Genomic DNA, 23,822 nt, shown 5'->3' on the forward strand with positions numbered 1-23,822 from the left:
GGGTGAGGCCATGATCAACCCCGCCCGCCTGCACTCGGACCTCTCCCGCCTCGGCCGCGAGACCGAGATGTTCCTGGCCACCACCGCGTCCCTGTCCGACGACGAGCTGGCCGCCCCCTCGCTGTGCGAGGGATGGCGCCGCGCCGACGTCGTCGCCCACCTCGCCTCCAACGGGCGCGCCCTCGTCAAGCTCGTCGACTGGGCCGTGACCGGGCAGGAGCAGGCCCCCTACGCCTCGATGGAGGCCCGGAACCAGGACATCGCCGAGCTGGCCGCCCTGCCCCGCCAGGAGCTGGTCGAGAAGGCGCGCGAGTCGGCCGCCTACTTCGCCGAGCAGGCCCAGCGGCTGACCGGTGAGCTCGCGGTCGAGGAGGTGCACCTGCACGGCAAGGTGATCCCCGCTACCTCGATCGTGGCGCTGCGCATCGCCGAGGTCGTCGTCCACCACCACGACCTCGACACCGCCTGGACCATCGAGGAGGCCGACCCCGACTCGCTGCTCAACGCCCTCGAGGCCGCCGTGCGCACCATGCGCGCCAAGGGCGCCCCCGGCATGACGCTGGTGACGGAGGAGCGCGACGAGTGGGTGATCGGCGACGGCGCCCTGCGCGTCGAGTCCGACCGGGAGGGCCTGCTCGAGTGGCTGGCCCGCGGCGACGGCGAGAACGTCGAGGCCGACGGCCCGCTGCCGGTGCTGCCCTCCTGGTGACCGGACGCCCCGTGCGCAGCTGGTGGCTCGCGGCGCTCGTCGTGCTCGCGACCGGCGCCGCCGCCGCCGTCCGGCTCGGGCGCGGCGAGCTCGGCGAGGCGACGATCGCCGTGCTCGCCGGCGCCGTGGCCGTCGCGCTGTGCTCCCCGCTGGTCTTCCCGCGCCGGGGCGCCGCCCCGGACGCGGTGACCGTCTACTACCGCCCCGGCTGCGGTTACTGCCTGCGCCTGCGTGCGTCCCTGGGCTCCCGCGCCAGGCGCGCCCGCTGGGTGGACATCTGGGCGGACCCGGACGCCGCCGCCTACGTGCGCTCGGTCAACGGGGGCGACGCGACGGTGCCGACCGTCGTCGTCGACGGCGTCCCGCACACGAACCCTTCCCCCGCCACGGTCCGGGCGGCGCTGGAGCACCGGGCCTGACCGGACCCCCGGCGCGCTCCACGTCCCCGGACGGATCGGCGCCCGCCCCGGGACGGGGACGAGGCGCCGCGCCGGACGGGCGGACGGGGGGAGTCGGCGGGGTCACAGCCGCCCGGGGTGCCGCCGGGGCGGCGCCGCGGGGTAGAATGGTCTACGGCCCGCTGAGCGGGCGCTCCCGCCCGGGTCCCTCCGGGTGCGCGGCGGCGCCCCGGCCGCACCCATCGGGAGGGCTGCACCTCCCCCCGCATCTCCACCCGAAGAGAGACCCACGCGTATGCCTGTCACCTCCACCACCGCCCAGCGCGCCGACCTCCGCAACGTGGCCATCGTGGCCCACGTCGACCACGGCAAGACCACCATCGTGGACGCGATGCTCCAGCAGACGCACGCGTTCTCCGCCCACGGTGAGGTCGAGGAGCGCGTGATGGACTCCGGTGACCTGGAGCGCGAGAAGGGGATCACGATCCTCGCCAAGAACACCACGGTGTTCTACGACGGTCCCTCCGCCGAGGGGGAGACCATCACCATCAACGTCATCGACACCCCCGGCCACGCCGACTTCGGCGGCGAGGTCGAGCGCGGCCTGTCCATGGTCGACGGCGTCGTGCTGCTCGTGGACGCCTCCGAGGGCCCGCTGCCGCAGACCCGCTTCGTGCTGCGCAAGGCCCTCGAGGCCAAGCTCCCCGTGATCCTCGTGGTCAACAAGGTCGACCGCCCGGACGCCCGGATCGAGGAGGTCGTGCACGAGTCCATGGACCTGCTGCTGGGCCTGGCCTCGGACATCTCCGAGGACGAGCCGGACCTGGACCTGGACGCCGTCCTGGACGTGCCCGTGGTCTACGCCGCGGGCCGTGACGGCCGGGCCTCCCTGACGCAGCCCGAGAACGGCGGCCTGCCGGACAACGAGGACCTCGAGCCGCTGTTCGCGACCATCATCAAGCACGTCCCCGCGCCCTCCTACGACCCCGAGGGCGTGCTCCAGGCGCACGTGACCAACCTGGACGCCTCCCCGTTCCTGGGCCGTCTCGCCCTGCTGCGCATCTTCAACGGCACCCTCAAGAAGGGCCAGACCGTGGCCTGGGCGCGCGCCAACGGCGAGCTCAAGAACGTGCGGATCTCCGAGCTGCTGGCCACCAAGGGCCTGGACCGCGTCCCGGCCGACTCCGCCGGCCCCGGCGAGATCGTGGCCGTGGCCGGGATCGAGGACATCACCATCGGCGAGACCCTCACCGACCCGGAGAACCCGCAGCCGCTGCCCCTGATCACGGTGGACGACCCCGCGATCTCCATGACCATCGGCATCAACACCTCCCCGCTGGCCGGCCGCACCAAGGGCACCAAGGTCACCGCCCGCCAGGTCAAGGACCGCCTCGACAAGGAGCTCGTCGGCAACGTCTCGCTCAAGGTGCTCCCCACCCAGCGCCCCGACGCCTGGGAGGTCCAGGGCCGCGGCGAGCTGGCCCTGGCGATCCTGGTGGAGCAGATGCGCCGCGAGGGCTTCGAGCTGACCGCGGGCAAGCCCCAGGTCGTGACCAAGACCGTCGACGGCAAGGTGCACGAGCCCTACGAGCACATGACGATCGACGTCCCCGACGAGTTCCTCGGCGCCGTGACCCAGCTGATGGCCGGGCGCAAGGGCCGCATGGAGGCCATGGCCAACCACGGCACCGGCTGGGTGCGGATGGAGTTCAAGGTCCCCGCCCGCGGGCTGATCGGCTTCCGCACCCGGTTCCTCACCGAGACCCGCGGCGCCGGCATCGCGTCCTCCTACGCCGACGGCTACGAGCCGTGGGCCGGGGACATCGAGTACCGCACCAACGGCTCGATGATCGCCGACCGCGCCGGCGTGGTCACCCCGTTCGCCATGATCAACCTGCAGGAGCGCGGGTCCTTCTTCGTGGAGCCCACCTCCGAGGTCTACCAGGGCATGATCGTGGGCGAGAACTCCCGTGCCGACGACATGGACGTGAACATCACGAAGGAGAAGAAGCTCACCAACATGCGTGCGGCCTCCTCCGACACCTTCGAGAACCTCACGCCCCCGCGCAAGCTGACCCTCGAGGAGTCCCTCGAGTTCGCCCGCGAGGACGAGTGCGTGGAGGTCACCCCGGACGCCATCCGCATCCGCAAGGTGATCCTCGACGCCAACGAGCGGATGAAGGCGCACCGGGCCCGGGCCCGCGCCTGACCCCGGACCGCAGCAGCACCGCGCAGCAGGCCCGGCCGTGACCCAGCCCGTCCCGTACTACCCCGAGCAGGGCGTCCTCGTGCGCGAGGACGCCCTGCCGGGGCTGCTGCCCCCGGGCCTGCGCCCGGAGGACGCCCGGCTCCTGTTCGTGCACGCCCACCCCGACGACGAGTCCATCGCCACCGGCGCCACCATGGGCCGCTACGCGGAGCTCGGCGCGCGGGTCGTGCTGCTCACCATGACCCGCGGCGAGCGCGGCGAGGTCATCCCCGAGCCGCTGCACGCCCTCGAGGTCGGCCGGCAGGGGTGCACCGACGACGGCACGGCCCTGGGCCGCCACCGGGTCGGCGAGCTCGACGCCGCCGCGGCCCGCCTGGGCGTGGCCGAGCGCTTCTTCGCGGGGGAGCCCCCCGCCCTGGACCCCGCCGTGGGCTTCGCCGGCGGCACGGGCCACTACCACGACTCCGGCATGTCCTGGGGCCCGGACGGGCGGGCCGCCCCCGCCGAGGACTCCTCGCCGCACAGCCTCACCGCGGCCGCGGCCGACGAGGCCGCCGCCCACGTCGCCGCGGCGGTCCGGGCCGTGCGCCCGCACGTGCTCGTCACCTACGACGACGACGGCGGCTACGGCCACCCCGACCACGTCCGCACCTCCGCCGTCGCGGTGCGCGGCGCCGAGCTGGCCGCCCGTCCGGGCGCGGACGCCGACGGGGAGCCCGTCGACCCCTGGCACACCCCCCTCGTGTGGGCCGTCGAGGGCGAGGCGCGGTCCGAGGACCCGCGGCCGCAGGCCGCGGTGCACGGCTCCGCCGGGCGCAAGCGGGCCGCCATGGCCGCCCACGCCACCCAGCTGGTGCTCTCCGGGGACGGCTCGCGCTTCGCCCTCTCGAACGGGGTGTGGCAGCCCTTCAGCGCCCTCGAGACCTACCGGCTGCTCGCCGGGGACCCGGACGCGGTCGCCGCGGAGGAGGAGACGCCCGGTCGCGCCCGGGCATCCGTGCTCTCGGCCCTCGTGACGTCCGTCGCGGCCGGGGCCGTGGCGGCGTCCGTGGCCACGGTGCTGCACAGCGCCGTCTGGTACGCGCCCGCCGGGTGGTGGCTCCCGTGGGGGCTGCTCTTCGCGACCGCCCTGCTGCTCAGCGTGTCCCTGTGGGTCGGCACCGCGACCCGCCGCGTGTGGGCCGCCGCCGTGCCGGGGCTGACCGGCTACCTCGTCTCCTGGCTCTTCGCCTACGGCGGGGACGGTTCCGTGATCGTCGTGACTGACCCCGGCACGCCCGTGGGGATCCTGGGGCTGGCCTGGTTCGGGCTGGTCTTCGCGACGACCCTGCTGTCCGTGCTCGTCACGGCCCGGTGGCTGCGCGCCCGGCGGCGCAGGACCGGCGCGGGCTGAGCCCCCCCGGCGCCCGCCTGGGCGGAGCCCGGTGCTCAGGCCCCCCGGGGCCGGCGCCGCGGCGGCGCGGGCGGGACCACCCGGGCGGCCCGGATCCCGCCGGCGCCGATCAGCACGTCCCCCCGGCGGGTCCGCACCGTGACGGACTCCTCGTCGGCGGCCAGCAGCTCGCCCAGCGCGTCGGTGAGCGGCAGCCCGGAGGCGTCGTCGGCCGGCAGGGCGTAGCGCACGCTCACGCGCGTACCAGCCGGCAGGCCGGTGAGCAGGCCCAGCGCCGAAGATGACGTCCCGGACGGCGATGTTGAGCCGGATGTCGGATGCTCCATGGCTGTCATCCTAGCCAGGGCACCGTGGCTAGACTGGTCGAAGCAATCCCAGGAGAAAGGTTCGAACCGCCGTGACCTACGTCATCGCCCAGCCCTGTGTCGACGTGAAGGACAAGGCCTGCGTCGAGGAGTGCCCCGTCGACTGCATCTACGAGGGGGAGCGCTCGCTCTACATCCACCCCGACGAGTGCGTGGACTGCGGTGCGTGCGAACCGGTGTGCCCCGTCGAGGCCATCTACTACGAGGACGACACCCCCGAGGAGTGGGCCGACTACTACAAGGCGAACGTCGAGTTCTTCGACGACCTCGGCTCGCCCGGTGGCGCCGCGAAGCTCGGCAACACGCACACGGACCACCCCATGATCGCGGCGCTGCCCCCGCAGAACCAGGACGTCGCCCTGTGACGCAGGGGGACCGTTCCTTCGGCCTCGCCCTGCCCGACTACCCGTGGGACACGATGGCCCCGTACCGGGCTGTCGCCGCGGAGCACCCCGGTGGGGTCGTGGACCTGTCCATCGGCACGCCCGTGGACCCCACGCCCCTGGTCGTCCAGGACGCGCTGGCCGCCGCCGCCGACGCCCACGGCTACCCGACCACCCACGGCACCCCCGCCCTGCGCGAGGCCGTCGTCGCCTGGTACGCGCGGCGCCGCGGCGTGACCGGCCTGGACCCCGCCGCGGTCATGCCCACGGTCGGCTCCAAGGAGCTGGTCGCCTGGCTGCCGCTGCTGCTCGGCCTGCGCCCCGGCGACGTCGTCGTGCGGCCCACGGTCGCCTACCCGACCTACGACATCGGGGCCCAGCTGGCGGGCGCCGAGGCCGTGGCCGCGGACGACCTCGACGAGCTCGACGACGACGTGCGCTCCCGCGTGCGCATGGTGTGGCTGAACTCGCCCGCCAACCCCACCGGCATCGTCCGGGACGCGGCGTCGCTGCGGCGGGTGGTCGACCAGGCCCGCGCCCTCGGGGCCGTGGTCGCCTCCGACGAGTGCTACGCCGAGCTCGGCTGGGGCGCCTGGGACGTCCAGCAGGGCGGCGCCCCGGTCCCGTCGGTGCTCGACCCCCGGGTCAGCGGCGGGGACCACTCCCTGCTGCTGTCCGCGTACTCCCTGTCGAAGCAGTCCAACGCCGCCGGCTACCGGGCCGCGTTCCTCGCCGGCGACCCCCGGCTCATGGCGAGCCTCGTCAACTCCCGCAAGCACGCCGGGATGATCGTGCCCGCCCCGATCCAGGAGGCCATGCGGGCCGCCCTGGGCGACGACGCCCACGTCACCGCCCAGAAGGCGCTCTACCGGTCCCGCCGCGAGCGGCTCGTCCCCGCGGCCGAGGCCTTCGGGCTGCGGGTCGAGCACTCCGAGGCCGGGCTCTACCTGTGGTGCACGGCGGGGGAGGACACCTGGACCACGGTGCAGCGCTTCGCGGAGCGGGGCGTCGTGGTGGGCCCGGGGGTGTTCTACGGCACGGCCGGCGAGGGGTACGTGCGTCTCGCCCTGACCGCCACCGACGAGCGCATCGACGCCGCCGTGGAGCGGCTCGGCCGCGCCTGACACGGTCCCCGGCGCCGCCGGGATTGGTCGCGGCGCGGACGGAGCAGGTAGGTTGGACCCTGACGATCGCTGTGTCCCGGGACACGGCCGTGCTGCGCCGACGGTGGCGCCCGGCGCGGCGACCACGGGCACCGGACACCGACATCCACTCGCGGAGGACGAACATGACTGAGTCTGCACAGAAGACCGGGACGGCCCGGCTCGACTACGGGAACGGAAGCCCCCTCGAGCTGCCCCTCCAGGACGCCACCGAGGGCAACCGCGGCTACGCGATCACGAACATGCTCAAGGAGACCGGCAACGTCGCCTTCGACCCCGGGTTCATGAACACGGCGAACGCGCGCTCCGCCATCACCTACATCGACGGCAACAACGGCATCCTCCGGTACCGGGGCTACCCGATCGAGGAGCTCGCCCAGCACTCCAGCTTCATCGAGACCGCCTACCTGCTCATCTACGGCGAGCTGCCCTCGCCGTCCGAGCTCGAGGACTTCGACACCCGGATCCGCCGGCACACCATGGTCCACGAGGACCTCAAGAGCTTCTTCAACGGGTTCCCGCGCAACGCCCACCCGATGCCCGTGCTGTCCTCGGCCGTCTCGGCGCTGTCCACGTTCTACGGGGACTCCCTCGACCCGTTCGACCAGGAGCAGGTGGAGATCTCCACCATCCGGCTGCTCGCGAAGGTGCCCACCCTGGCCGCCTACGCCTACAAGAAGTCCAAGGGCGAGCCGATGCTCTACCCGCAGAACGACCTCAGCTACACGGAGAACTTCCTGCGCATGTGCTTCGGCGTGCCCGCCGAGGACTACGAGATCGACCCGGCCATGGCGAAGGCCCTGGACGTGCTGCTGATGCTGCACGCGGACCACGAGCAGAACTGCTCCACCTCCACCGTCCGGCTCGTGGGCTCCTCCCACGCCAACATGTTCGCCTCGGTCTCCGCGGGCATCAACGCCCTCTACGGCCCGCTGCACGGCGGCGCGAACGAGGCCGTGCTCGCGATGCTCAACCGGATCGAGACGCAGGGCGTGACGCCCGAGGACTTCATGGAGCAGGTCAAGAACAAGGAGTCCGGCGCCCGGCTCATGGGCTTCGGCCACCGGGTCTACAAGAACTACGACCCCCGGGCCCGCATCGTCAAGGACTACGCCCACGAGATCCTCGAGAAGCTGGGCGGCAACGACCAGCAGCTCGAGATCGCCATGCGGCTCGAGGAGAAGGCCCTCGCCGACGACTACTTCGTGGAGCGCAAGCTCTACCCGAACGTCGACTTCTACACGGGCCTCATCTACAAGGCGATGGGCTTCCCCGAGAAGATGTTCACCGTCCTCTTCGCGATCGGCCGGCTACCCGGCTGGATCGCCCAGTGGCGGGAGATGATCGAGGACCCGGAGACCAAGATCGGCCGCCCGCGCCAGCTCTACGTGGGCGAGGGCGAGCGGCACTACCCGCAGCGCTGAGCAGTCCCGGCACCGGCGGACGCCGGGCCCGTCCCCTTCGCGGGGCGCGGGCCCGGCGTCCGCCGTTCCGCGCCGGCGCCCGCCCCGGTAGCGTGGTCGCATGAGCGAGCAGCGGCACACCCCGGACCGGATCACCGAGCTCGGCCCGGACGACGTCTTCGTCTTCGGCTCCAACGCCCGGGGCGCCCACCTCGCGGGCGCGGCGCGCACGGCCGTCGAGCGCTTCGGCGCCGTCCCGGGCCGGGGGCACGGCCTGCAGGGGCGCTCGTACGCGATCGACAGCATGAGCGGGCTCCCGGAGCTCGAGCGGGAGGCGGCGGCGTTCGTGGCCTTCGCCCGGGAGCACCCCGAGCTGACGTTCTGGCTCACCCGGGTGGGCACGGGCATCGCCGGCCACGACGAGCGGCGGGTGGCCGCCCTGTTCGCCGACGCCCCGCCGAACGTGGTCCGGCCCCGGGGCTGGTGAGCCCCGGGGCCGGACCGGCGCTCAGGCGCCCGCGGCGTAGCCCTCGGGGTTGCTCCGCTGCCAGTTCCAGTGGTCCCGGCACATCGTGTCGAGGTCCCGGTCGGCGGACCAGCCCAGCTCGGCCAGGGCCGTCGACGGATCGGCGTAGGACACCGCGGCGTCGCCGGGCCGCCGGTCCGTGATCTCGTAGGGGATGCTGCGCCCGGAGGCCCGCTCGAAGGCGGCGTGCACCTCGAGCACCGAGTAGCCCTTGCCCGTGCCCAGGTTCCAGGTGCGCACCCCGCCGTGCTCGGTGATGTGGTCCAGGGCCCTGAGGTGCCCGTCGGCGAGGTCCACCACGTGGATGTAGTCGCGCACGCCCGTCCCGTCGGCGGTCGGGTAGTCGGCGCCGTACACCTTCAGCTTCTCGCGCCGGCCCACGGCCACCTGGGCGATGAACGGCAGCAGGTTGTTCGGCACGCCCGAGGGGTCCTCGCCGATCCGCCCGGACTCGTGGGCGCCCACCGGGTTGAAGTAGCGCAGCAGGGCGACGTTCCAGGACGGGTCCGACGCGGCGAGGTCCACGAGCATGTCCTCGATGTGCTCCTTGGTCCGCCCGTACGGGTTCTGCGCGTCCATGGGCTGCTTCTCGGTCAGCGGCATCTCCTCGGGGGCGCCGTAGACCGTGGCCGAGGAGGAGAACACGATGGACCGGCAGCCGTGGGCCCCCATGGCGTCCAGCAGGTTGAGGGTGCCGGCCACGTTGGTGCGGTAGTACCACAGGGGCAACTCGGCCGACTCGCCGACGGCCTTGAGCCCGGCGAAGTGGATCACGGCCTCCGGGCGGTGCTCCGCGAACAGGGCGTCGAGTCCCGCGGGGTCGAGGAGGTCGACCTCCGCGAACGCCTCGACGGCGCGTCCCGCGAGCTCCTCGACCCGCTCCAGCGAGGTCCGCGAGGAGTTCGCGAGGTTGTCCATCACGACGACGTCGTGCCCGGCCCCCAGCAGGGCGAGGACGGTGTGCGAGCCGATGTAGCCGGTTCCCCCGGTGACGAGAATCTTCATGGCCCCAGCGTATCGGCCGGGCCGCGGCGGTCCCGTCAGCGGCTCGCGAGGACCACCACGACGTCGTCGGGCGGGGGAGCGCCCTCCGGGTGCGCCTCGGCGGCGTCCACCCACCCCGGGGCGGGCGCGAAGCGGGCGGTGCGCTGGTCCGCCCGGACCCAGCTGCGCCCGTCGAAGGACACCTCGGCGACGCCCAGCGCGTCCGCCTGCGCGACCGCCCAGTGCGCCGCGGCCCAGCCCGCCGGCTCCCCGGGCGCCGGCACGACCACCCGGTCGCCGTCCGTGCGCGGGGCGGGCACCGCCGTGCGGAACGCGTCGCGGAGGGCGTCGGCCGCCCGGCGCGGGTCCCCGGGGTGCTCGGGGTCGTGGAGCACGCAGTTGAGCGAGCCCTCCGTGGCGCCGGTCAGGCTGCCGGCGAAGGCCCGGGCGAGGCCCTCGTGCCGCGCGTACGCCTCGGGGTGCCCGGAGCGCTGGACCGCCTGCGCGGCGTCGGTGACGGACATCGTCCGGTAGTCGAGCTCGGCGAGGCCGTCGTAGAAGGCGGCCGTGGCGTGGGCCGGGTCCATGATCTGCTCGACCGTGCCCCAGCCCTGGGAGGGGCGCTGCTGGAACAGCCCCACGGAGTCCCGGTCCCCGTAGTCGATGTTGACCAGCTGCGACTCCTGCATCGCGGTCGCCAGGGCCACGACCGCCGCGTACGGGTCGGTGCCGCGCGCCACGGACTCCGCGGTGATCAGGGCGGCGTTGGCGGACTGCTCCGCGGACAGGGCGTGCCGCTGCCGCTGCCCGTCCCCGTCCGTGCTCGCGACCACGCACCGGGGCTCCCCGGCAGAGGGCCGCCCCGCGCGCAGCTCCACGGCCACGAGGACCCCCGCCGCGAGCACGGCGCCGACGAGCAGGAGCACGAACAGCGGCAGCCGCAGCGACCTGCTGCGGCGGCCGGGGACGGGGGAGGACACGGGCGCTCCTGGGCGGACGGGAGGACGGGCGGGGGGCGACGGGCGGGCAGGGACGGGTGGACGGGCGACGCCGCGCAGGGCGGGGCGGGCCCGTCCTGCGCGGCGTCGGGCGGCGGGGCGGGGCCCGACGCGCTCAGTTGGCGTGCAGCGCCGCGTTGAGCTCCACGGTCCCGCCGGCGCGGGGCAGCACCTCGACGGCGCCGGTGAGGGAGTTGCGGCGGAACAGCAGGTTGGACAGGCCCGAGAGCTCCGAGGCCTTGGCCGTGGACCGCTCGCCGTCGGAGTGCACGCTCACCCGGGTGCCGGCGGTGACGTAGAGGCCGGCCTCTACCACGCAGTCGTCGCCGAGGGAGATGCCGACACCGGAGTTGGCGCCGAGCAGCACGCGCTCGCCCACGGTGATCCGCTCCTTGCCGCCGCCGGAGAGGGTGCCCATGATGGAGGCGCCGCCGCCCACGTCCGTGGCGTCGCCCACGACCACGCCGGCGCTGATCCTGCCCTCGACCATGGACTGGCCCAGGGTGCCGGCGTTGAAGTTGACGAAGCCCTCGTGCATCACCGTGGTGCCCTCGGCGAGGTGGGCGCCGAGCCGGATCCGGCTGGCGTCGCCGATCCGCACGCCCGCGGGGACCACGTAGTCCACCATTCGCGGGAACTTGTCCACGCTGTGCACGGTCACGTGCCCGCCGGAGGCCTTCATCCGGAGCAGCGCGAAGGTCAGCTCCTCGGCGAGCACGGGCCCGCGGTCCGTCCAGGCGACGTTGGCGAGCAGGCCGAACACGCCGTCGAGGTTCAGGGTGTTGGGGCGCACGAGGCGGTGGGAGAGCAGGTGCAGGCGCAGGTAGGCGTCCGCGGCGTCGGCGGGCGCGGCGTCGAGGTCGATCGAGGTCTCGACGATCTCGCTGCGGACGTTGCGGTCGGGGTCGGCGGTGGCCGCGAGCCGCAGGTCCGCGTCGAGGGAGGTGTCGACCGCGTCGGAGAGGGACGGGGCGGGGTACCAGACGTCGAGGACGGTGCCCTCCTTGGGGCCCGAGGCCACGACGGTGGCCAGGCCGAGTCCGGAGGCGGGACGAGAGGTGGAAGAAGTCATGGCCTCCATCCTACGGGGGACGCCGGGACGGGGCCGACGGGCGGCTGCGGCCTCCCCGTTATGCTGGCAGCCATGATCGCACCGGAGCTGGACCTCGCCGCGGACCCCGCCGACCTGACGGCCGCCCTCATCGACATCGCGTCCGTCTCGGGCTCGGAGGGTCCCCTGGCCGACGCCGTCGAGGCCGCGCTGCGCCGGCTCCCGCACCTCACCGTGCACCGGGACGGGGACGCCGTGGTGGCGCGCACCGACCTCGGCCGCGCCGAGCGGGTGGTGCTCGCCGGCCACCTCGACACCGTGCCCCTGCCGACCGCGCCCGGCGCCCGGGGGACCGTGCCCGCCACGTGGACGGGGGCCGACGGCGACCGGGTGCTCTACGGCCGGGGTGCCACCGACATGAAGGGCGGCGTGGCCGTCCAGCTCGTCCTGGCCGCGGCCCTGACGGCGCCGAACCGGGACATCACCTACGTCTTCTACGACCACGAGGAGGTCGACGCCGACGCGAGCGGGCTGGGCCGGCTCCAGCGCCACGCCCCCGAGCTGCTCGAGGCGGACTTCGCGGTGCTGCTCGAGCCCACCGACGGGACCGTGGAGGGCGGGTGCAACGGCACGATGCGCTTCCGCATCACCACCACCGGCCGTGCCGCCCACTCGGGGCGGTCCTGGATCGGGGAGAACGCGATCCACAAGCAGGCCGACGTCCTCGCCCGTCTGGCGGCCTACGAGCCGCGGACCGTGGCGGTGGAGGGGCTCGAGTACCGCGAGGGGCTCAACGCGATCCGGATCGGCGGCGGCGTGGCCGGCAACGTGGTCCCGGACACCGCCCACGTGGAGATCAACTACCGCTTCGCCCCGGACAAGAGCCCCGAGGACGCCGTGGCGCACGTGCGGGAGGTGTTCGCCGGCTACGAGATCGAGCTCACGGACCTCTCCCCGGCGGCGCGCCCCGGCCTGGACCGTCCCGCGGCCGCCGCGTTCGTGGCCGCGGTGGGCCAGGAGCCCAAGCCCAAGTACGGCTGGACGGACGTGGCCCGCTTCTCGCAGATGGGCGTGCCCGCCGTGAACTTCGGCCCCGGCGACGCCCTGCTGGCCCACACGGACGACGAGCACGTGAGTGCCGACGCGGTCCGGGAGTGCTGCCGGGCCCTGGCCGCGTGGCTCACGGCCTGAGCGGCGTCAGACGGTCGTCTCCTCGGCGGCCATGGGCCCCTCGGCCGGCTTGGTCCGGCCCGCGGTGCGGAAGCTGAGGAACCGCGACAGCCACGCGGCCAGCAGGGTCAGCAGGTAGTTGATGAGCACGAAGACCAGCGCCACCACGAACAGCGTCTGCAGGATGTTGCCGTCCCCGGAGCCCAGGCGCCGAGCGCTCGCGAGCAGCTCCGGGTAGGTGATGATGTAGCCCAGCGCGGTGTCCTTGAGGATCACCACGAACTGGCTGACCATCGAGGGCAGCATCGCGGTGAGGGCCTGGGGGAGCTCGATCATCCGCAGGGACCGGGAGGGCGTGAGCCCGATGACCAGGCCCGCCTCGCGCTGGCCCTTGGGCAGCTGGTGCACGCCGGAGCGGATGAGCTCGGCGATGACCGACCCGTTGTAGAACATCAGGCCCAGCACCACGGCCCAGAACGGCACGTTGGCGGGCTCGACCAGGCCGGCGCGGCCGATGCCCAGGTAGAAGAAGATCATCATCACCAGCACGGGCACGGCCCGGAAGAACTCGACCACCACGGTGCAGACGAAGCGCACCGGGGCCAGCTGGGACAGCCGGCCGAGACCGAAGACCAGGCCGAAGGCGATCGACAGGGCCACCGCCAGCAGCGCGGCCCGCAGGGTCTCCCACAGCCCCGGGAGCAGGAAGTTCTCCCAGGCCCGGGCGGTGAGCAGCGGGGTCCACCGGTCGGCGTCGAGCTGGCCCTGCTCGGCGAGCGCGCCGAGCACGACCCAGGCGAGCGCGGCGATCAGCAGGACTCCCGCCACGTTGAAGAGCAGCGTGAGCCGGCGGGCACGCGGCCCCTGCACGTCGAAGAGGACGTTCTGGGTCTTGGCCATCAGCGCTTCACCGCCAGCTTCCGGGAGGCCCAGGTGGTCAGCAGGCCCACCGGGACGACGATCAGGACGAAGCCGAGCGCCACCACCAGGAAGATCGCGATGATCACGTCCGGGCGGAACTCGATCATGGTCTTCATGAGGGAGGAGATCTCGGTGACCGACGCGGCCGCGGCCACCGTCGTGTTCTTCGTCAGGGCGATCAGGGTGTTGCCGAGCGGGGTGATCGCCCCGCGCAGCGCCTGCGGGAAGACGATCAGCCGGGCCGCGGGCAGGAAGCTCAGCCCGATGGCCCGGGCCGCCTCGGCCTGCCCGGCCGGCACCGTGTTGACGCCGGAGCGGATGGCCTCGCAGACGAAGGCCGCGTGGTAGAGGCTCAGGCCGATCACGGCGTAGAGGAAGAAGTTCCGGTTGAAGTCCGAGGAGAGGTTGATGCCGAGCTGGCTCCACACGCCCAGGACCAGGAACACGAGGATGATCGTCAGCGGCGTGTTGCGGAACAGGTTCACGTACGTGGTGCCGAGCAGCCGCAGGGACGCGATGGGTGAGATGCGCATCAGGGCGATCAGGGCGCCGAGGACCGCCGAGCCGATCGCGGCCCAGAAGGTCAGCTGCAGGTTGACCCAGAACGCGCCCGGCACGTCGTACTGGGCGAACAGACTGGCGAAGTCGGTCAGATAGTCGTTCACGGGAGCTCCCGGGGATCGGGCAGGTCCTGGGTCACGGAAGGCCCCTTCGTCGCGGATCGGTCGGCGTGCTGCGCGGTCGCGGTCCCGTGGCCGGCCGGTCGCCGGCCGGCCACGGGGTGCTCACGCGTCCGGGGTCACTCGCCGCAGGGCTCGGGCTCCGGCGGGTTGAGCTCGGCGTTGTAGGTGTAGTCGGCGCCCTCGGTGTTGGCCGTGACGGCCTCCTCCCAGGCGCCCTCGTCGATCATCTTGGTGATGGCCTCGTTGACGGCCTCGCACTGGTCGGAGCCGTCGGGCAGGCCCACGCCGTAGCGCTCCTCGGAGAAGGTGTTGCCGACCACCTTGAACTTGCCCTGGTTGGCGTCGGTCGAGGCGAGGCCGGCGAGGATGATGTCGTCGGTGGTCACGGCGTCCACCTGGCCGGACTCGAGCGCCGTGAGGCAGTCGGCGTAGCCGGGCTGCTCGACGAGGTTGGCGCCGGGCTGGTCGTCCTTGACCTTCTGCGCGGAGGTCGATCCGGTCACCGAGCACAGGTTCTTGCCCTCGAGGTCGTCGGGGCCGGCGATCGAGGAGTCGTCGGTGCGCACCAGCAGGTCCTGGCCGGCCACGAAGTAGGGGCCGGCGAAGTCCACGGTCTGGTCGCGCTCCTCGGTGATCGAGTAGGTCGCGAAGATCATGTCCACCTGGTCGTTGGAGAGCATGTTCTCGCGGTTGGCGGAGGGGGACTCGACCCACTCGATCTGGTCCTCGGAGTAGCCGAGCTCGGTGGCGACGTACTTCGCGACGTCGACGTCGAAGCCGGTGTACTCGCTGCCGTCGCGGTAGCCGAGGCCGGGCTGGTCGAACTTGATGCCGATCCGCACGGACTCGCCCGAGCCGCCGCCCTCGCCGCCTGCACCGGACCCGCCGTCGTCGCCACCTCCGCACGCGGTGAGGGTCAGGGCCGCGGCCGCGGCCATCGCGGCCAGTCCGAGGGGCTTGCTGCTGCGCATGGTGTGCTCCTTGCTGTGGAGGTGGTGGCGTGGGTCGGAGGGTCGGGGGACGGTCAGTGGCCGAGGATCTTGCCGAGGAAGTCCTGGGCGCGCTCGGAGCGGGGGTTCGTGAAGAACTCCTCGGGGGTGTTCTCCTCGACGATCATGCCGTCGGCCATGAACACCACGCGGTCGGCGGCCTTGCGGGCGAAGCCCATCTCGTGGGTGACCACGATCATCGTCATGCCCTGCTTCGCGAGGGCGACCATGGTGTCGAGGACCTCGTTGATCATCTCGGGGTCCAGCGCGGAGGTGGGCTCGTCGAAAAGCATCACCTTCGGCTCCATGGCCAGGGCGCGGGCGATGGCGACGCGCTGCTGCTGGCCGCCGGAGAGCTGCGCGGGCAGCTTCTCGGCCTGGTTGTCGACCCCCACCCGGGTCAGCAGCTCCATGGCCTGCTTCTTCGCCTCGGCCGCCGACCTGCCCCGCACCTTGACGGGCCCCAGGGTCACGTTCTGCAGGACCGACTTGTGGGCGAAGAGGTTGAAGGACTGGAAGACCATGCCGACGTCGGCGCGCAGCTTCGCGAGGGCCTTGCCCTCCTCGGGCAGCCGCTTCCCGTCGATCAGGATCTCGCCGTCGTCGATGCTCTCGAGCCGGTTGATGGCCCGGCACAGGGTGGACTTGCCGGAGCCGGAGGGGCCGATCACGACCACCACCTCGCCGCGCTTCACCTCCAGGTTGATGTCCCGGAGCACGTGCAGGTCCCCGAAGTGCTTGTTGACGTGCGTCATGCGGACCAGGGCCTCGGCCGTCCCCGCGGTGGAGGAGGCCGGAGCGGCGGCCGGCGGAGTGGCGTGTGACATACCGGAAAGATATCCCAGATTCGTTCCGTGTGATGCCGAACACGTTGCAATCGTGTTAATTGCTTACCCGTCCGTAGAAATGTTGCGGCGCCCCGTCCCGCCCGGCGGCGCATAGCCTGGAGGGCATGACCGAGATCCTCGTGGTGCTGTCCGGGCTCGTGCTGCTGCTCACGGTCGTGGGCGTCGTGGTCCTCGGCCGCGACCGCCTCGCCGAGCGGGTCGTGCCCGCCCGGGACGGGATCGCCGTGGCGCGCGCCCCCGGGGCGCCGCTCGTGCTGCCCGAGCACCCGACGGCGGAGGACGTGGAGCGGATCGCGTTCTCCGTACGGCGCCGCGGCTACGACCCCGCGGAGGTCCACGCCGTGCTGGCCCACCTCGTGGACCGGCTGCCGCCGCCGGAGGACCCGCCGTCCCGCCCGGTGCCGGGGGCGTGAGCGGCCGGACGGCCGTGGCCCTCCGGACGGCCGTGGCCCTCCGGTGGACCCGGGCCCCCTGGTGGGCACAGGCCCTGCTGGTCTGGGCGGCCTCCCGGCTCTGGGCCTGGGCCGTGTTCACCACGGTGGGCCGGCAGCAGGGTCCCGGTCCGTGGGGGGACGGCGCCCTGGGCTACCTCGAGTTCACCGGGACCTGGGACTCGGACTGGTACGAGCGCATCGCCCGGGAGGGCTATCCCGCGTCCCTGCCCCGGGACGCGGCCGGGCAGGTGCAGGAGAACGCCTGGGCGTTCTACCCGGTCTTCCCGATGGTCGTGCGGGTGGTCTCGGCGGCCACCGGCGCGGGGTGGGACGCGGCCGCGTCGGCCGTGTCCCTGGCCGCGAGCCTGGGCGCCGTCCTGCTCGTCCACCGGCTGTTCCTCCGGCTCGCCCCTCCGGCCACCGCCCTGTGGGGTGTCGCGTTCGTCGCGTTCAGCCCGGTCGCCCCGGTGCTGCAGGTCCCCTACGCCGAGTCGCTGCACCTGCTGCTGCTCGCGGGCGCCCTGCTGCTGGTGGCCCGGGGGAACCACCTGGCGGCCGCCCCCGTGGTGCTCCTGATGTGCCTGACGCGCCCGGCGGGGGTCCCCTTCGCGGCGGCCCTGGGGATCACGTGGCTCGTGCGCTCCGTGCGCCGGCACCGGGCCGGGGAGCTGCGCCGCGCGGCGGAAGCCGTCGACGGGCTGTTCGGCCTCGCGGTCCTGGCGTGCGGCGCGGCTCTCGCCTGGCCGGCGATCGCGTGGGCCGTCACGGGCGAGCCGACCGCGTACACCGACACCGAGACGGCGTGGCGGGGCGGGGGAGGGCTGGAGCCGGTGGTGCCCTGGTTCGACGCCGCCGCCGGGCTGTTCGGCCCCGTGCTCGGGCTCGCCGCGCCCGTGCTGCTGGTCGCGGGCGGGACGGTGCTGCTGGGCACCCGCGTGGTGCGGGAGCGGCTGGACCTGCTCACGCGCGTGTGGCTGGCGAGCTACGCCGTGTACCTGCTCCTCTTCCTGCACCCCCAGAGCAGCACCTTCCGGCTGCTGCTGCCGCTGTTCCCCCTCGCCCTGCCGCTGGCCGCGGTCTCGGACTCGCGCGCCTACCGGGTGGCCTGCGTGGTGTTCGGCGCGCTGCTCCAGCTCGTCTGGGTCGGCTGGCTGTGGCACTGGAAGCAGCTGCCCGGGGGCGGGGACTACCCGCCCTGATCCCGTCCGCACCCCGCGCCGGGCACGCCGACGCGGACCCCCGGGCGCCGGGGTGGTCCGGGTCCACGGTTGCGGCTCGGATAGGATGGGAGCCACACCAATCGAGGAAGAGGAGTTCCCACATGGCGGCCATGAAGCCGAGAACCGGTGACGGACCGATGGAGGTCACCAAGGAGGGGCGGAGCCTGATCATGCGGGTGCCGCTCGAGGGCGGCGGACGGCTGGTGGTCGAGCTGAAGCCGGCCGAGGCCGCGGAGCTCAAGGAGTGCCTGGCCGGCGTCACCGAGTGACCACCGGCGCGGACGGCGGGGGGCCCGGCACCACGTGGTGCCGGGCCCCCCGCCGTCCGGACCCGTCCGGTCAGCGGCGGACGGCCAGCAGCAGCCCGGAGCCGGTCGTCAACAGGGCGGTGCTGAAGCGCTCGTCCTCCCGGAACAGCCGGTGCACGGCCCGCATCGTCCGGGTGTTCTCCNCCGGCACCACGTGGTGCCGGGCCCCCCGCCGTCCGGACCCGTCCGGTCAGCGGCGGACGGCCAGCAGCAGCCCGGAGCCGGTCGTCAACAGGGCGGTGCTGAAGCGCTCGTCCTCCCGGAACAGCCGGTGCACGGCCCGCATCGTCCGGGTGTTCTCCTCGCGGTTGGCCGGCTGCGCCACCTTGTCCTGGGACAGGGCGTCGTTGACCACGAGCATCCCGCCCGGGCGCAGCAGCCGGACGGCCTCCTCGGCGTAGTCGAGGGTCCCCTCGGGGTCGGCGTCGAGGAACACGAGGTCGTAGGCGCCGGCGCTCAACCGTGGCATCACGAGGGACGCGCGGCCGGGGATCGTGCGGGTCCGGCTCGTCGGGATCCCGGCCTCCCGGAACGTGTCGCGGGCCGCGCGCAGCGCCCGGATGTCGGTGTCGATCGTGGTCAGCACGGACGTGCCGGGCAGACCGCGCAGCAGGGCGAGACCGGACACCCCGGCCCCCGTGCCCACCTCGACCACGGTGGCGGGCCGGGCCGCCGCGGCGAGCACGGTCAGGGCGGCGGCCGTCCCCGGGGTCACCGGGGGGATGCGCAGGGCGAGGGACCGCTCCCGGGCGCGGTAGGCGAGCTCGTCCTCGGCGGCGAACGCCTCGGCGTACGACCAGCTCGTCGTCTTGTCCGCGCCCATGGTCCGCCCTTCGTCGCTGTAGTGGATGCGCGCCATCCTACCGGCTGGGCCCGTCCGTCCGGCCACCGTCCAGTCGGCATCCAGCTTCCCGGTCGATCATGGAGACGATCACGACGTCTTCCACGGACCTGTTCGCGGGCCTCCTCACGGAGCGGTCCGTGCACCCGCTCCCGACGCCGACCGCGGCACGGGACCGGGCACGGGCCCACCCGGAGCCCGCCGCCCGACCACCGCACGAGGAGGACCGATGCCCCGCCCGGACCGCACCGCGCCGGCCCGCCCCAGCAGCGCGGTGCCCGTGGCCGCGGCCACCGTGAGCGCGGTGCTCACCCTCGTCCTGGGCTCCGGCTACGCGGTCGGGCGCACGGTCGTGATGCAGTCCGCGCACAGCGCCGAGGAGCGGGTGCCGGTCTCGGCGTGGCACGGCACGCACGGGGTGCTGCACGCGGACGAGGTGTCCGCGGACCTGCTGCGCACGGAGGGCTGGACGCTGCCCACCCTGGCCGCGGACGGCTACCGGGTGGGCTCGATGACCCGCGGAACCCTGTCCGGGCACCCGGTCGTGGCCGTCAGGCTGCACCGCGGCGAGGACGAGGTCGTCGTGGTGGAGCAGCGCGGGGGGGTCGACCGCGAGAACCCCATGGACGGACTGACCGGGCTGCCCGTGAGCGCCGAGGGCCTCGAACGCGTCGCCGTGGAGGGCGTGCCGCTGTGGGTGGACGCCGGGCCGCCGTGGCGGGCGGTGCTCGTCGGGGACGAGGTCGTCTACACCGTCTCGGGGGACTCCGGACCGTCCGCGATGGCCCACACCGTGGGCCTCGTCGTGGCCGACGAGCGGGGGCGCGTGGTGGAGCCGTCCCCGGGGGACCCCGGCGTCGTCGAGACGGTGCTGGTCGGCCTGCGCGAGATCTTCGGCTGACCGGCCACCGGCTCCCGGACTGGTAAAATCACTTCCTGTGCTCGGCATCAACGGCGGCGAAGCGATCATCCTGGTGCTCCTGGCCCTGTTCATCATCGGGCCGGAGCGGCTGCCGGAGTACGCGGAGAAGCTCAAGGAGCTGGTCAAGGCCGCCAAGCGCTACGCGACCGGCGCCACCGAGGAGCTCAAGGAGACCCTCGGGCCGGAGATCGCCGACGTCGACTGGCGCAGGCTCGACCCCCGCCAGTACGACCCCCGCACCATCGTGCGCCAGGCCCTCCTGGAGGACGACGAGCCGGCGGCGCCCGCCGCACCCCGGCCGCGCCCCGGCCCGGTGCTGACCCGCCTGGCCCCCGGCGAACGGGCCCCCTTCGACACCGAGGCCACCTGAGCCGGCCCCCGCACACGCCGAGCGCGGGGCCGGCGGTGCGTCAGCGCGGTCCCAGGCCCAGCGGCCGTCCGGCGAGCCCGCGCGGGCGGGCGCCCATCGCGTCGGCGACGGCACGCAGGGCGACCGCGGCGGGCGAGCCCGGCGCGGACCACACCACCGGGCGGCCGGCGTCCCCGCCCTCGCGCAGGGCGACGTCGAGCGGCACGGCGCCGAGCAGCGGCACGTCGTAGCCGAGCCGCCGGGTCAGGGACTCCGAGATCCGGGTGCCCCCGCCGGCGCCGAAGAGCTCGAGCACGCTGCCGTCCGGCATCGGCATGCCCGCCATGTTCTCCACCACCCCGGCCACCCGCTGGCCGGTCTGCACCGCGAGCGCCCCGGAGCGCTCGGCGACCTCGACCGCCGCCTGCTGGGGCGTGGAGACCACGAGCACCTCCGCGGACGGCAGCAGCTGGGCCACGGAGATCGCGATGTCGCCCGTGCCCGGCGGGAGGTCGAGGAACAGGTGGTCCAGGTCGCCGAAGTGCACGTCCGTGAGGAACTGCTCCACGGCGCGGTGCAGCATCGGCCCGCGCCAGGCCACCGGCTGGTCCGGGTCCACGAACATCCCGATCGAGATGACCTTGAGCACCCCGGGGCGCCCGGTGTCCTCCCGCGCCTCCTCGGGGACGTCCACGACGGGGGGCAGGATCATGTCCCCCACCTGGGTGGGCGCCCGGTCGATGCCGAGCAGCCCGGGCACGGAGAACCCGTGGACGTCGGCGTCCACGATGCCGACCGACCGGCCGCGCGCGGCGAGCGCGGCGGCGAGGTTCACGGTGACCGTCGACTTGCCGACGCCGCCCTTGCCGCTGGTCACCGCGTGCACCCGGGTCAGGGAGGACGGGTCGTTGAAGGGGACGGTCCGGGTGTGGCCCACCCGGTCCTTCAGCGCGGTGCGCTGCTCGGGGGTCATCACCCCGATCTCGACGTCCACGGTGCGCACCCCGGCCACGGTCCCCACGGCGTCCCGGACGTCCCGCTCGATGGTCGAGCGGAGGGGGCAGCCGCTGATCGTCAGCAGCACGTGCACCGCGGCGTGGCCGGCGTCGTCGAGGCGGGCGGAGCGGATCATCCCCAGCTCGGTCACGGGCCGGCGCAGCTCCGGGTCGAGCACGCGGTCGAGCGCCGCGCGCAGGTCGGGGTGGAGGGTCTCGGGGGCGAGGACGTCGTCGGGGCGGGGCTCAGGCACGGGGGTTCCCTCGGGTCTCGGGGGCGGTGGGGCGGTCGGGGTTGCGGCTCCTGCGGCGGGCGCCCCGCCGCGGCGGGGCCCCCGGCTCGTCGGCGTCCGGGGCGTCGTCCTGGGACTCCAGGATCTCCTCGAGCACCGAGCGCAGCTCCGAGCGCACGAAGTCGCGGGTGGCGACGTCGCGCAGCGCGATCCGCAGCGAGGCGATCTCCCGGGTCAGGTACTCGGTGTCGGCGAGGTTCTGCTGCGCCCGGCGGCGGTCCTCCTCCTGGGTCACCCGGTCCCGGTCGTCCTGCCGGTTCTGCGCCAGCAGCAGCAGGGGCGCCGCGTAGGAGGCCTGCAGCGAGAGCATGAGCGTGAGCAGCGTGAAGTTGAGGTCCTTCGAGTCGAACTGCAGCTCCCGGGGGGCGATGGTGTTCCAGCCCAGCCACAGGGCCACGAACACCGTCATCCACAGCAGGAACTGCGGGGTGCCCATGAACCGGGCGAAGCCCTCGGTCATCCGCCCGAAGGCGTCGGGGTTCGGCCGGAACCGGTCCAGCAGTCCCGGCCGGTGCTCGCGCGGCTGGTCGAGGGCGTTGCCGCGGGTGCCGACGCGGGGGCGCCGGGGCTCGCGCTCACTCATACCGCTTGCCCACCTTCCGGATCGGGGTCCCGTCGTCGGCGGTGCGCCAGTCCTCGGGCAGCAGGGCGTCGAGGACGTCGTCGATCGTGATCGCCCCGACCACCCGGTCGTGGTCGTTGACCACCGGGATGATCGTGAGGTCGTAGGTCGCGAGCTCGCGCGCGACGTCCTGCAGGGAGGCGAGGTCGGAGACCGGCTCGAACGAGCGGTCGATGAGGTTGCCCACGGCCTCGGGCGGGGGATAGCGCAGCAGCTTCTGGGTGTGCACCATGCCGAGGTACTTGCCGGTGGGCGTCTCCAGCGGCGGGCGGGAGATGATCACGGCCGCCGCGACCGCGGGGCTGAGCTCCTCCTGGCGGATGTGCGCGAGCGCCTCGGCCACCGTGGCCTCCGGCGGCAGGATGATCGGCACGGGGGTCATGAGCGAGCCGGCCGTGCCCTCCTCGTACTCCAGCAGGCGCCGGACGTCCTCGGCGTCCTCGGGCTGCATCCGCGCGAGCAGCTCCTCGGCCTGGGCCTCGGGCAGCTCGTTGAGCAGGTCGGCGGCGTCGTCGGGCTCCATCTCCTCGAGCACCGTGGCCGCGCGGTCCGGTTCCATGTTGGTGAGGATGTAGACCTGGTCCTCCTCCGGGAGCTCCTCGAGGACGTCGGCGAGCCGGTCGTCCTGGAGCTCGTGGGCGATCTCGAGCATGCGCTTGGCCGACATGTCGTGGAGCTCGTCCGCGAGGTCGGCGGGCTGCTGCTCCTCGTGGGAGGCGACCCACTGGGTGGCCGGCTGGTGGCCCGCGGCGGAGGGGTCCCCCGCGTCCTCCCAGTCGATGATCAGCGTCTCGTTGCGGCGGCGCATCAGGCCCCCGCCCGTGCCGGTGCGGCGCACGAAGAGCTGGGTGATCAGCCAGTCCCCGGTGTTGCGCTTGCGCTCCATCGCCATGTCCTCGACCGTGGCGGAGCCGGAGCCGTCGCGCAGCACCACGGTCCGGTCGAAGACCTCGCCGACGGCGAGGGTCTCCGCGCCGCGCTGCTCGAAGCGGCGCAGGTTCACGAGCCCCGTGCTGATGATCTTCTCCGCGTCGATGCTGGTCACGCGGGTCATCGGCACGAACACCCGCTTCTTGCCGAGGACCTCCACCACGAGGCCGACCACGAGGGGCCGGCGGGAGGAGCGGCCGTACCGGGAGCTGCCGCGCATGAGCACGACGACGTCGCGCAACCGCCCCAGACGGTCCCCCAGGGGGTCGAACACGTCGAGGCCGATCAGGCGCGCGATGAAGATCTTGTCGATGTGGCTGCTCACCGTACAAGACTACCCACCGGCTCCCCGGGCCCCCTCCCGGGGCCGGGGCCGGGGTGCGGGGTCGTGGTCGCGGCCCGGGTCGGGGCACGGCGGGGGAGCGGATGGGGGAGAATGGGGGCATGAGCTCGCCACGGTCCCTGCCTCCCGCCAGCCCCGCCGTCCGCGGTCTGCCCCGCGGGGAGGTGATCGGGCGCTACGCCACGTACGCCGACGCGCAGAAGGCCGTGGACCACCTGGCGGACGAGCAGTTCGAGGTGGACCGGATCGCGATCGTCGGCAACGACCTGAAGTCCGTGGAGCAGGTGACCGGCCGGCTGAGCTATCCGAAGGTCGCGGGCCAGGGCGCGCTCAACGGCATGGTCTTCGGCGCGTTCCTCGGGATGATCCTGT

26 protein-coding genes and 1 pseudogene are annotated in these 23,822 nt (G+C 73.6%); 15 read left to right on the forward strand and 12 right to left on the reverse strand.

Annotated elements, in window-relative coordinates:
- Positions 1 to 10 precede the first annotated feature (10 nt).
- The 4 genes from H488_RS27580 (at position 11) to H488_RS27595 (ending at position 4,709) form a co-directional block, all read left to right on the forward strand.
- On the forward strand, positions 11 to 709 hold the full coding sequence (locus tag H488_RS27580; RefSeq protein ID WP_017833396.1) for a maleylpyruvate isomerase family mycothiol-dependent enzyme: 699 nt from the start codon (positions 11 to 13) through the stop codon (positions 707 to 709).
- Complete coding sequence (locus H488_RS37955; RefSeq protein WP_229588697.1) at positions 706 to 1,128, forward strand: glutaredoxin domain-containing protein; 423 nt, start codon at positions 706 to 708, stop codon at positions 1,126 to 1,128. The genes H488_RS27580 and H488_RS37955 overlap by 4 nt, the downstream gene beginning before the upstream one ends.
- A gap of 274 nt (positions 1,129 to 1,402) precedes the next feature.
- Entirely contained in the window at positions 1,403 to 3,316 is a 1,914-nt protein-coding gene (gene typA, locus H488_RS27590) for a translational GTPase TypA (protein ID WP_017833398.1), read from the forward strand.
- 37 nt (positions 3,317 to 3,353) lie between these two features.
- Entirely contained in the window at positions 3,354 to 4,709 is a 1,356-nt protein-coding gene (locus H488_RS27595) for a PIG-L family deacetylase (protein ID WP_017833399.1), read from the forward strand.
- Positions 4,710 to 4,744: 35 nt separating this feature from the next.
- Here H488_RS27595 and H488_RS27600 read toward each other — a convergent pair whose 3' ends face one another.
- Positions 4,745 to 5,035: a putative acetyltransferase gene (locus tag H488_RS27600; protein WP_229588650.1), complete on the reverse strand. Its 291-nt coding sequence runs from the start codon at positions 5,033 to 5,035 to the stop codon at positions 4,745 to 4,747.
- 71 nt (positions 5,036 to 5,106) lie between these two features.
- Between H488_RS27600 and fdxA the strand changes: the two genes are divergently transcribed.
- The 4 genes from fdxA to H488_RS27620 all read left to right on the forward strand — a co-directional run bounded on the left by fdxA (position 5,107) and on the right by H488_RS27620 (position 8,510).
- The gene (gene fdxA, locus H488_RS27605; protein ID WP_017833401.1) at positions 5,107 to 5,439 is read left to right on the forward strand and encodes a ferredoxin; all 333 of its coding nucleotides are present in this window, start codon (positions 5,107 to 5,109) and stop codon (positions 5,437 to 5,439) included.
- Positions 5,436 to 6,581 carry a succinyldiaminopimelate transaminase gene (gene dapC / locus H488_RS27610; protein WP_017833402.1) on the forward strand — a complete coding sequence of 382 codons (1,146 nt, stop codon included), beginning with the start codon at positions 5,436 to 5,438 and terminating at the stop codon, positions 6,579 to 6,581. The genes fdxA and dapC overlap by 4 nt, the downstream gene beginning before the upstream one ends.
- Positions 6,582 to 6,745: 164 nt before the next feature.
- Positions 6,746 to 8,044, forward strand: coding sequence for a citrate synthase (locus H488_RS27615; RefSeq protein ID WP_017833403.1), 1,299 nt, complete (start codon positions 6,746 to 6,748; stop codon positions 8,042 to 8,044).
- A gap of 100 nt (positions 8,045 to 8,144) precedes the next feature.
- Positions 8,145 to 8,510, forward strand: coding sequence for an A1S_2505 family phage non-structural protein (locus H488_RS27620; RefSeq protein WP_017833404.1), 366 nt, complete (start codon positions 8,145 to 8,147; stop codon positions 8,508 to 8,510).
- Between the two features lie 21 nt (positions 8,511 to 8,531).
- On the opposite strand, the gene galE is transcribed toward H488_RS27620, so the two are convergent.
- From galE to dapD, 3 genes are all read right to left on the reverse strand, one after another.
- Positions 8,532 to 9,554, reverse strand: a complete 1,023-nt coding sequence (gene galE, locus H488_RS27625; protein WP_017833405.1) for a UDP-glucose 4-epimerase GalE — start codon at positions 9,552 to 9,554, stop codon at positions 8,532 to 8,534.
- Between the two features lie 35 nt (positions 9,555 to 9,589).
- Entirely contained in the window at positions 9,590 to 10,513 is a 924-nt protein-coding gene (locus tag H488_RS27630; protein ID WP_017833406.1) for a hypothetical protein, read from the reverse strand.
- A gap of 133 nt (positions 10,514 to 10,646) precedes the next feature.
- Positions 10,647 to 11,612 carry a 2,3,4,5-tetrahydropyridine-2,6-dicarboxylate N-succinyltransferase gene (gene dapD, locus H488_RS27635; RefSeq protein ID WP_031282996.1) on the reverse strand — a complete coding sequence of 322 codons (966 nt, stop codon included), beginning with the start codon at positions 11,610 to 11,612 and terminating at the stop codon, positions 10,647 to 10,649.
- Positions 11,613 to 11,663: 51 nt separating this feature from the next.
- Between dapD and dapE the strand changes: the two genes are divergently transcribed.
- Complete coding sequence (dapE, locus tag H488_RS27640) at positions 11,664 to 12,773, forward strand: succinyl-diaminopimelate desuccinylase (RefSeq protein ID WP_017833408.1); 1,110 nt, start codon at positions 11,664 to 11,666, stop codon at positions 12,771 to 12,773.
- A 6-nt stretch (positions 12,774 to 12,779) separates the two neighbouring features.
- Here dapE and H488_RS27645 read toward each other — a convergent pair whose 3' ends face one another.
- The 4 genes from H488_RS27645 to H488_RS27660 form a co-directional block, all read right to left on the reverse strand.
- A complete protein-coding gene (locus H488_RS27645) occupies positions 12,780 to 13,652 on the reverse strand; it encodes an amino acid ABC transporter permease (RefSeq protein WP_017833409.1) in 873 nt (290 codons plus the stop codon).
- Positions 13,652 to 14,338, reverse strand: a complete 687-nt coding sequence (locus H488_RS27650; protein ID WP_017833410.1) for an amino acid ABC transporter permease — start codon at positions 14,336 to 14,338, stop codon at positions 13,652 to 13,654. The genes H488_RS27645 and H488_RS27650 overlap by 1 nt, the downstream gene beginning before the upstream one ends.
- Positions 14,339 to 14,472: 134 nt before the next feature.
- Positions 14,473 to 15,327 carry a glutamate ABC transporter substrate-binding protein gene (locus H488_RS27655; RefSeq protein WP_017833411.1) on the reverse strand — a complete coding sequence of 285 codons (855 nt, stop codon included), beginning with the start codon at positions 15,325 to 15,327 and terminating at the stop codon, positions 14,473 to 14,475.
- 53 nt (positions 15,328 to 15,380) lie between these two features.
- A complete protein-coding gene (locus H488_RS27660) occupies positions 15,381 to 16,109 on the reverse strand; it encodes an amino acid ABC transporter ATP-binding protein (RefSeq protein ID WP_031282997.1) in 729 nt (242 codons plus the stop codon).
- Positions 16,110 to 16,297: 188 nt separating this feature from the next.
- Between H488_RS27660 and H488_RS27665 the strand changes: the two genes are divergently transcribed.
- The 3 genes from H488_RS27665 to H488_RS36575 all read left to right on the forward strand — a co-directional run bounded on the left by H488_RS27665 (position 16,298) and on the right by H488_RS36575 (position 18,116).
- Positions 16,298 to 16,606, forward strand: coding sequence for a DivIVA domain-containing protein (locus tag H488_RS27665; protein WP_017833413.1), 309 nt, complete (start codon positions 16,298 to 16,300; stop codon positions 16,604 to 16,606).
- On the forward strand, positions 16,603 to 17,826 hold the full coding sequence (locus H488_RS27670; RefSeq protein WP_017833414.1) for a hypothetical protein: 1,224 nt from the start codon (positions 16,603 to 16,605) through the stop codon (positions 17,824 to 17,826). Before H488_RS27665 ends, H488_RS27670 begins: the two co-directional genes overlap by 4 nt.
- Positions 17,827 to 17,948: 122 nt before the next feature.
- Entirely contained in the window at positions 17,949 to 18,116 is a 168-nt protein-coding gene (locus H488_RS36575) for a DUF3117 domain-containing protein (RefSeq protein WP_017833415.1), read from the forward strand.
- Positions 18,117 to 18,345: 229 nt separating this feature from the next.
- Here the strand turns inward: H488_RS36575 and H488_RS27675 are convergent, their stop codons facing one another.
- Complete coding sequence (locus tag H488_RS27675) at positions 18,346 to 18,978, reverse strand: O-methyltransferase (protein WP_031283004.1); 633 nt, start codon at positions 18,976 to 18,978, stop codon at positions 18,346 to 18,348.
- Between the two features lie 247 nt (positions 18,979 to 19,225).
- Between H488_RS27675 and H488_RS27680 the strand changes: the two genes are divergently transcribed.
- On the forward strand, positions 19,226 to 19,897 hold the full coding sequence (locus H488_RS27680; RefSeq protein ID WP_017833418.1) for a hypothetical protein: 672 nt from the start codon (positions 19,226 to 19,228) through the stop codon (positions 19,895 to 19,897).
- A gap of 37 nt (positions 19,898 to 19,934) precedes the next feature.
- On the forward strand, positions 19,935 to 20,288 hold the full coding sequence (locus tag H488_RS27685; RefSeq protein WP_017833419.1) for a hypothetical protein: 354 nt from the start codon (positions 19,935 to 19,937) through the stop codon (positions 20,286 to 20,288).
- 40 nt (positions 20,289 to 20,328) lie between these two features.
- Here H488_RS27685 and H488_RS27690 read toward each other — a convergent pair whose 3' ends face one another.
- Genes H488_RS27690 through H488_RS27700 form a run of 3 tightly spaced genes read right to left on the reverse strand, consistent with a single transcriptional unit; the run spans position 20,329 to position 23,432 of the window.
- The gene (locus tag H488_RS27690) at positions 20,329 to 21,516 is read right to left on the reverse strand and encodes an Mrp/NBP35 family ATP-binding protein (RefSeq protein WP_017833420.1); all 1,188 of its coding nucleotides are present in this window, start codon (positions 21,514 to 21,516) and stop codon (positions 20,329 to 20,331) included.
- Entirely contained in the window at positions 21,509 to 22,138 is a 630-nt protein-coding gene (locus H488_RS27695; RefSeq protein ID WP_017833421.1) for a DUF1003 domain-containing protein, read from the reverse strand. Before H488_RS27695 ends, H488_RS27690 begins: the two co-directional genes overlap by 8 nt.
- Positions 22,131 to 23,432: a magnesium transporter MgtE N-terminal domain-containing protein gene (locus H488_RS27700; RefSeq protein ID WP_017833422.1), complete on the reverse strand. Its 1,302-nt coding sequence runs from the start codon at positions 23,430 to 23,432 to the stop codon at positions 22,131 to 22,133. The genes H488_RS27695 and H488_RS27700 overlap by 8 nt, the downstream gene beginning before the upstream one ends.
- A gap of 119 nt (positions 23,433 to 23,551) precedes the next feature.
- Here H488_RS27700 and H488_RS38410 point away from each other — a divergent pair.
- Positions 23,552 to 23,818: pseudogene (locus tag H488_RS38410) on the forward strand (general stress protein); the annotation flags it as partial.
- Positions 23,819 to 23,822: the final 4 nt, after the last annotated feature.

The sequence above is a fragment of the Kocuria sp. UCD-OTCP genome (assembly GCF_000349605.1).
In the GTDB taxonomy this organism is placed as follows: domain Bacteria; phylum Actinomycetota; class Actinomycetes; order Actinomycetales; family Micrococcaceae; genus Kocuria; species Kocuria rosea.

Coding starts and splice junctions, on each gene's coding strand:
- H488_RS27665 (WP_017833413.1), top strand. CDS start 16,298: ATGACCGAGATCCTCGTGGTGCTGTCCGGGCTCGTGCTGCTGCTCACG.
- H488_RS36575 (WP_017833415.1), top strand. CDS start 17,949: ATGGCGGCCATGAAGCCGAGAACCGGTGACGGACCGATGGAGGTCACC.
- dapE (WP_017833408.1), top strand. CDS start 11,664: ATGCTGGCAGCCATGATCGCACCGGAGCTGGACCTCGCCGCGGACCCC.
- H488_RS27620 (WP_017833404.1), top strand. CDS start 8,145: ATGAGCGAGCAGCGGCACACCCCGGACCGGATCACCGAGCTCGGCCCG.
- H488_RS27580 (WP_017833396.1), top strand. CDS start 11: ATGATCAACCCCGCCCGCCTGCACTCGGACCTCTCCCGCCTCGGCCGC.
- H488_RS27600 (WP_229588650.1), bottom strand. CDS start 5,035: ATGGAGCATCCGACATCCGGCTCAACATCGCCGTCCGGGACGTCATCT.
- H488_RS27695 (WP_017833421.1), bottom strand. CDS start 22,138: ATGAGTGAGCGCGAGCCCCGGCGCCCCCGCGTCGGCACCCGCGGCAAC.
- H488_RS27645 (WP_017833409.1), bottom strand. CDS start 13,652: ATGGCCAAGACCCAGAACGTCCTCTTCGACGTGCAGGGGCCGCGTGCC.
- H488_RS27680 (WP_017833418.1), top strand. CDS start 19,226: ATGCCCCGCCCGGACCGCACCGCGCCGGCCCGCCCCAGCAGCGCGGTG.
- typA (WP_017833398.1), top strand. CDS start 1,403: ATGCCTGTCACCTCCACCACCGCCCAGCGCGCCGACCTCCGCAACGTG.
- H488_RS27675 (WP_031283004.1), bottom strand. CDS start 18,978: ATGGGCGCGGACAAGACGACGAGCTGGTCGTACGCCGAGGCGTTCGCC.
- galE (WP_017833405.1), bottom strand. CDS start 9,554: ATGAAGATTCTCGTCACCGGGGGAACCGGCTACATCGGCTCGCACACC.
- H488_RS27615 (WP_017833403.1), top strand. CDS start 6,746: ATGACTGAGTCTGCACAGAAGACCGGGACGGCCCGGCTCGACTACGGG.
- dapD (WP_031282996.1), bottom strand. CDS start 11,612: ATGGAGGCCATGACTTCTTCCACCTCTCGTCCCGCCTCCGGACTCGGC.
- H488_RS27655 (WP_017833411.1), bottom strand. CDS start 15,327: ATGCGCAGCAGCAAGCCCCTCGGACTGGCCGCGATGGCCGCGGCCGCG.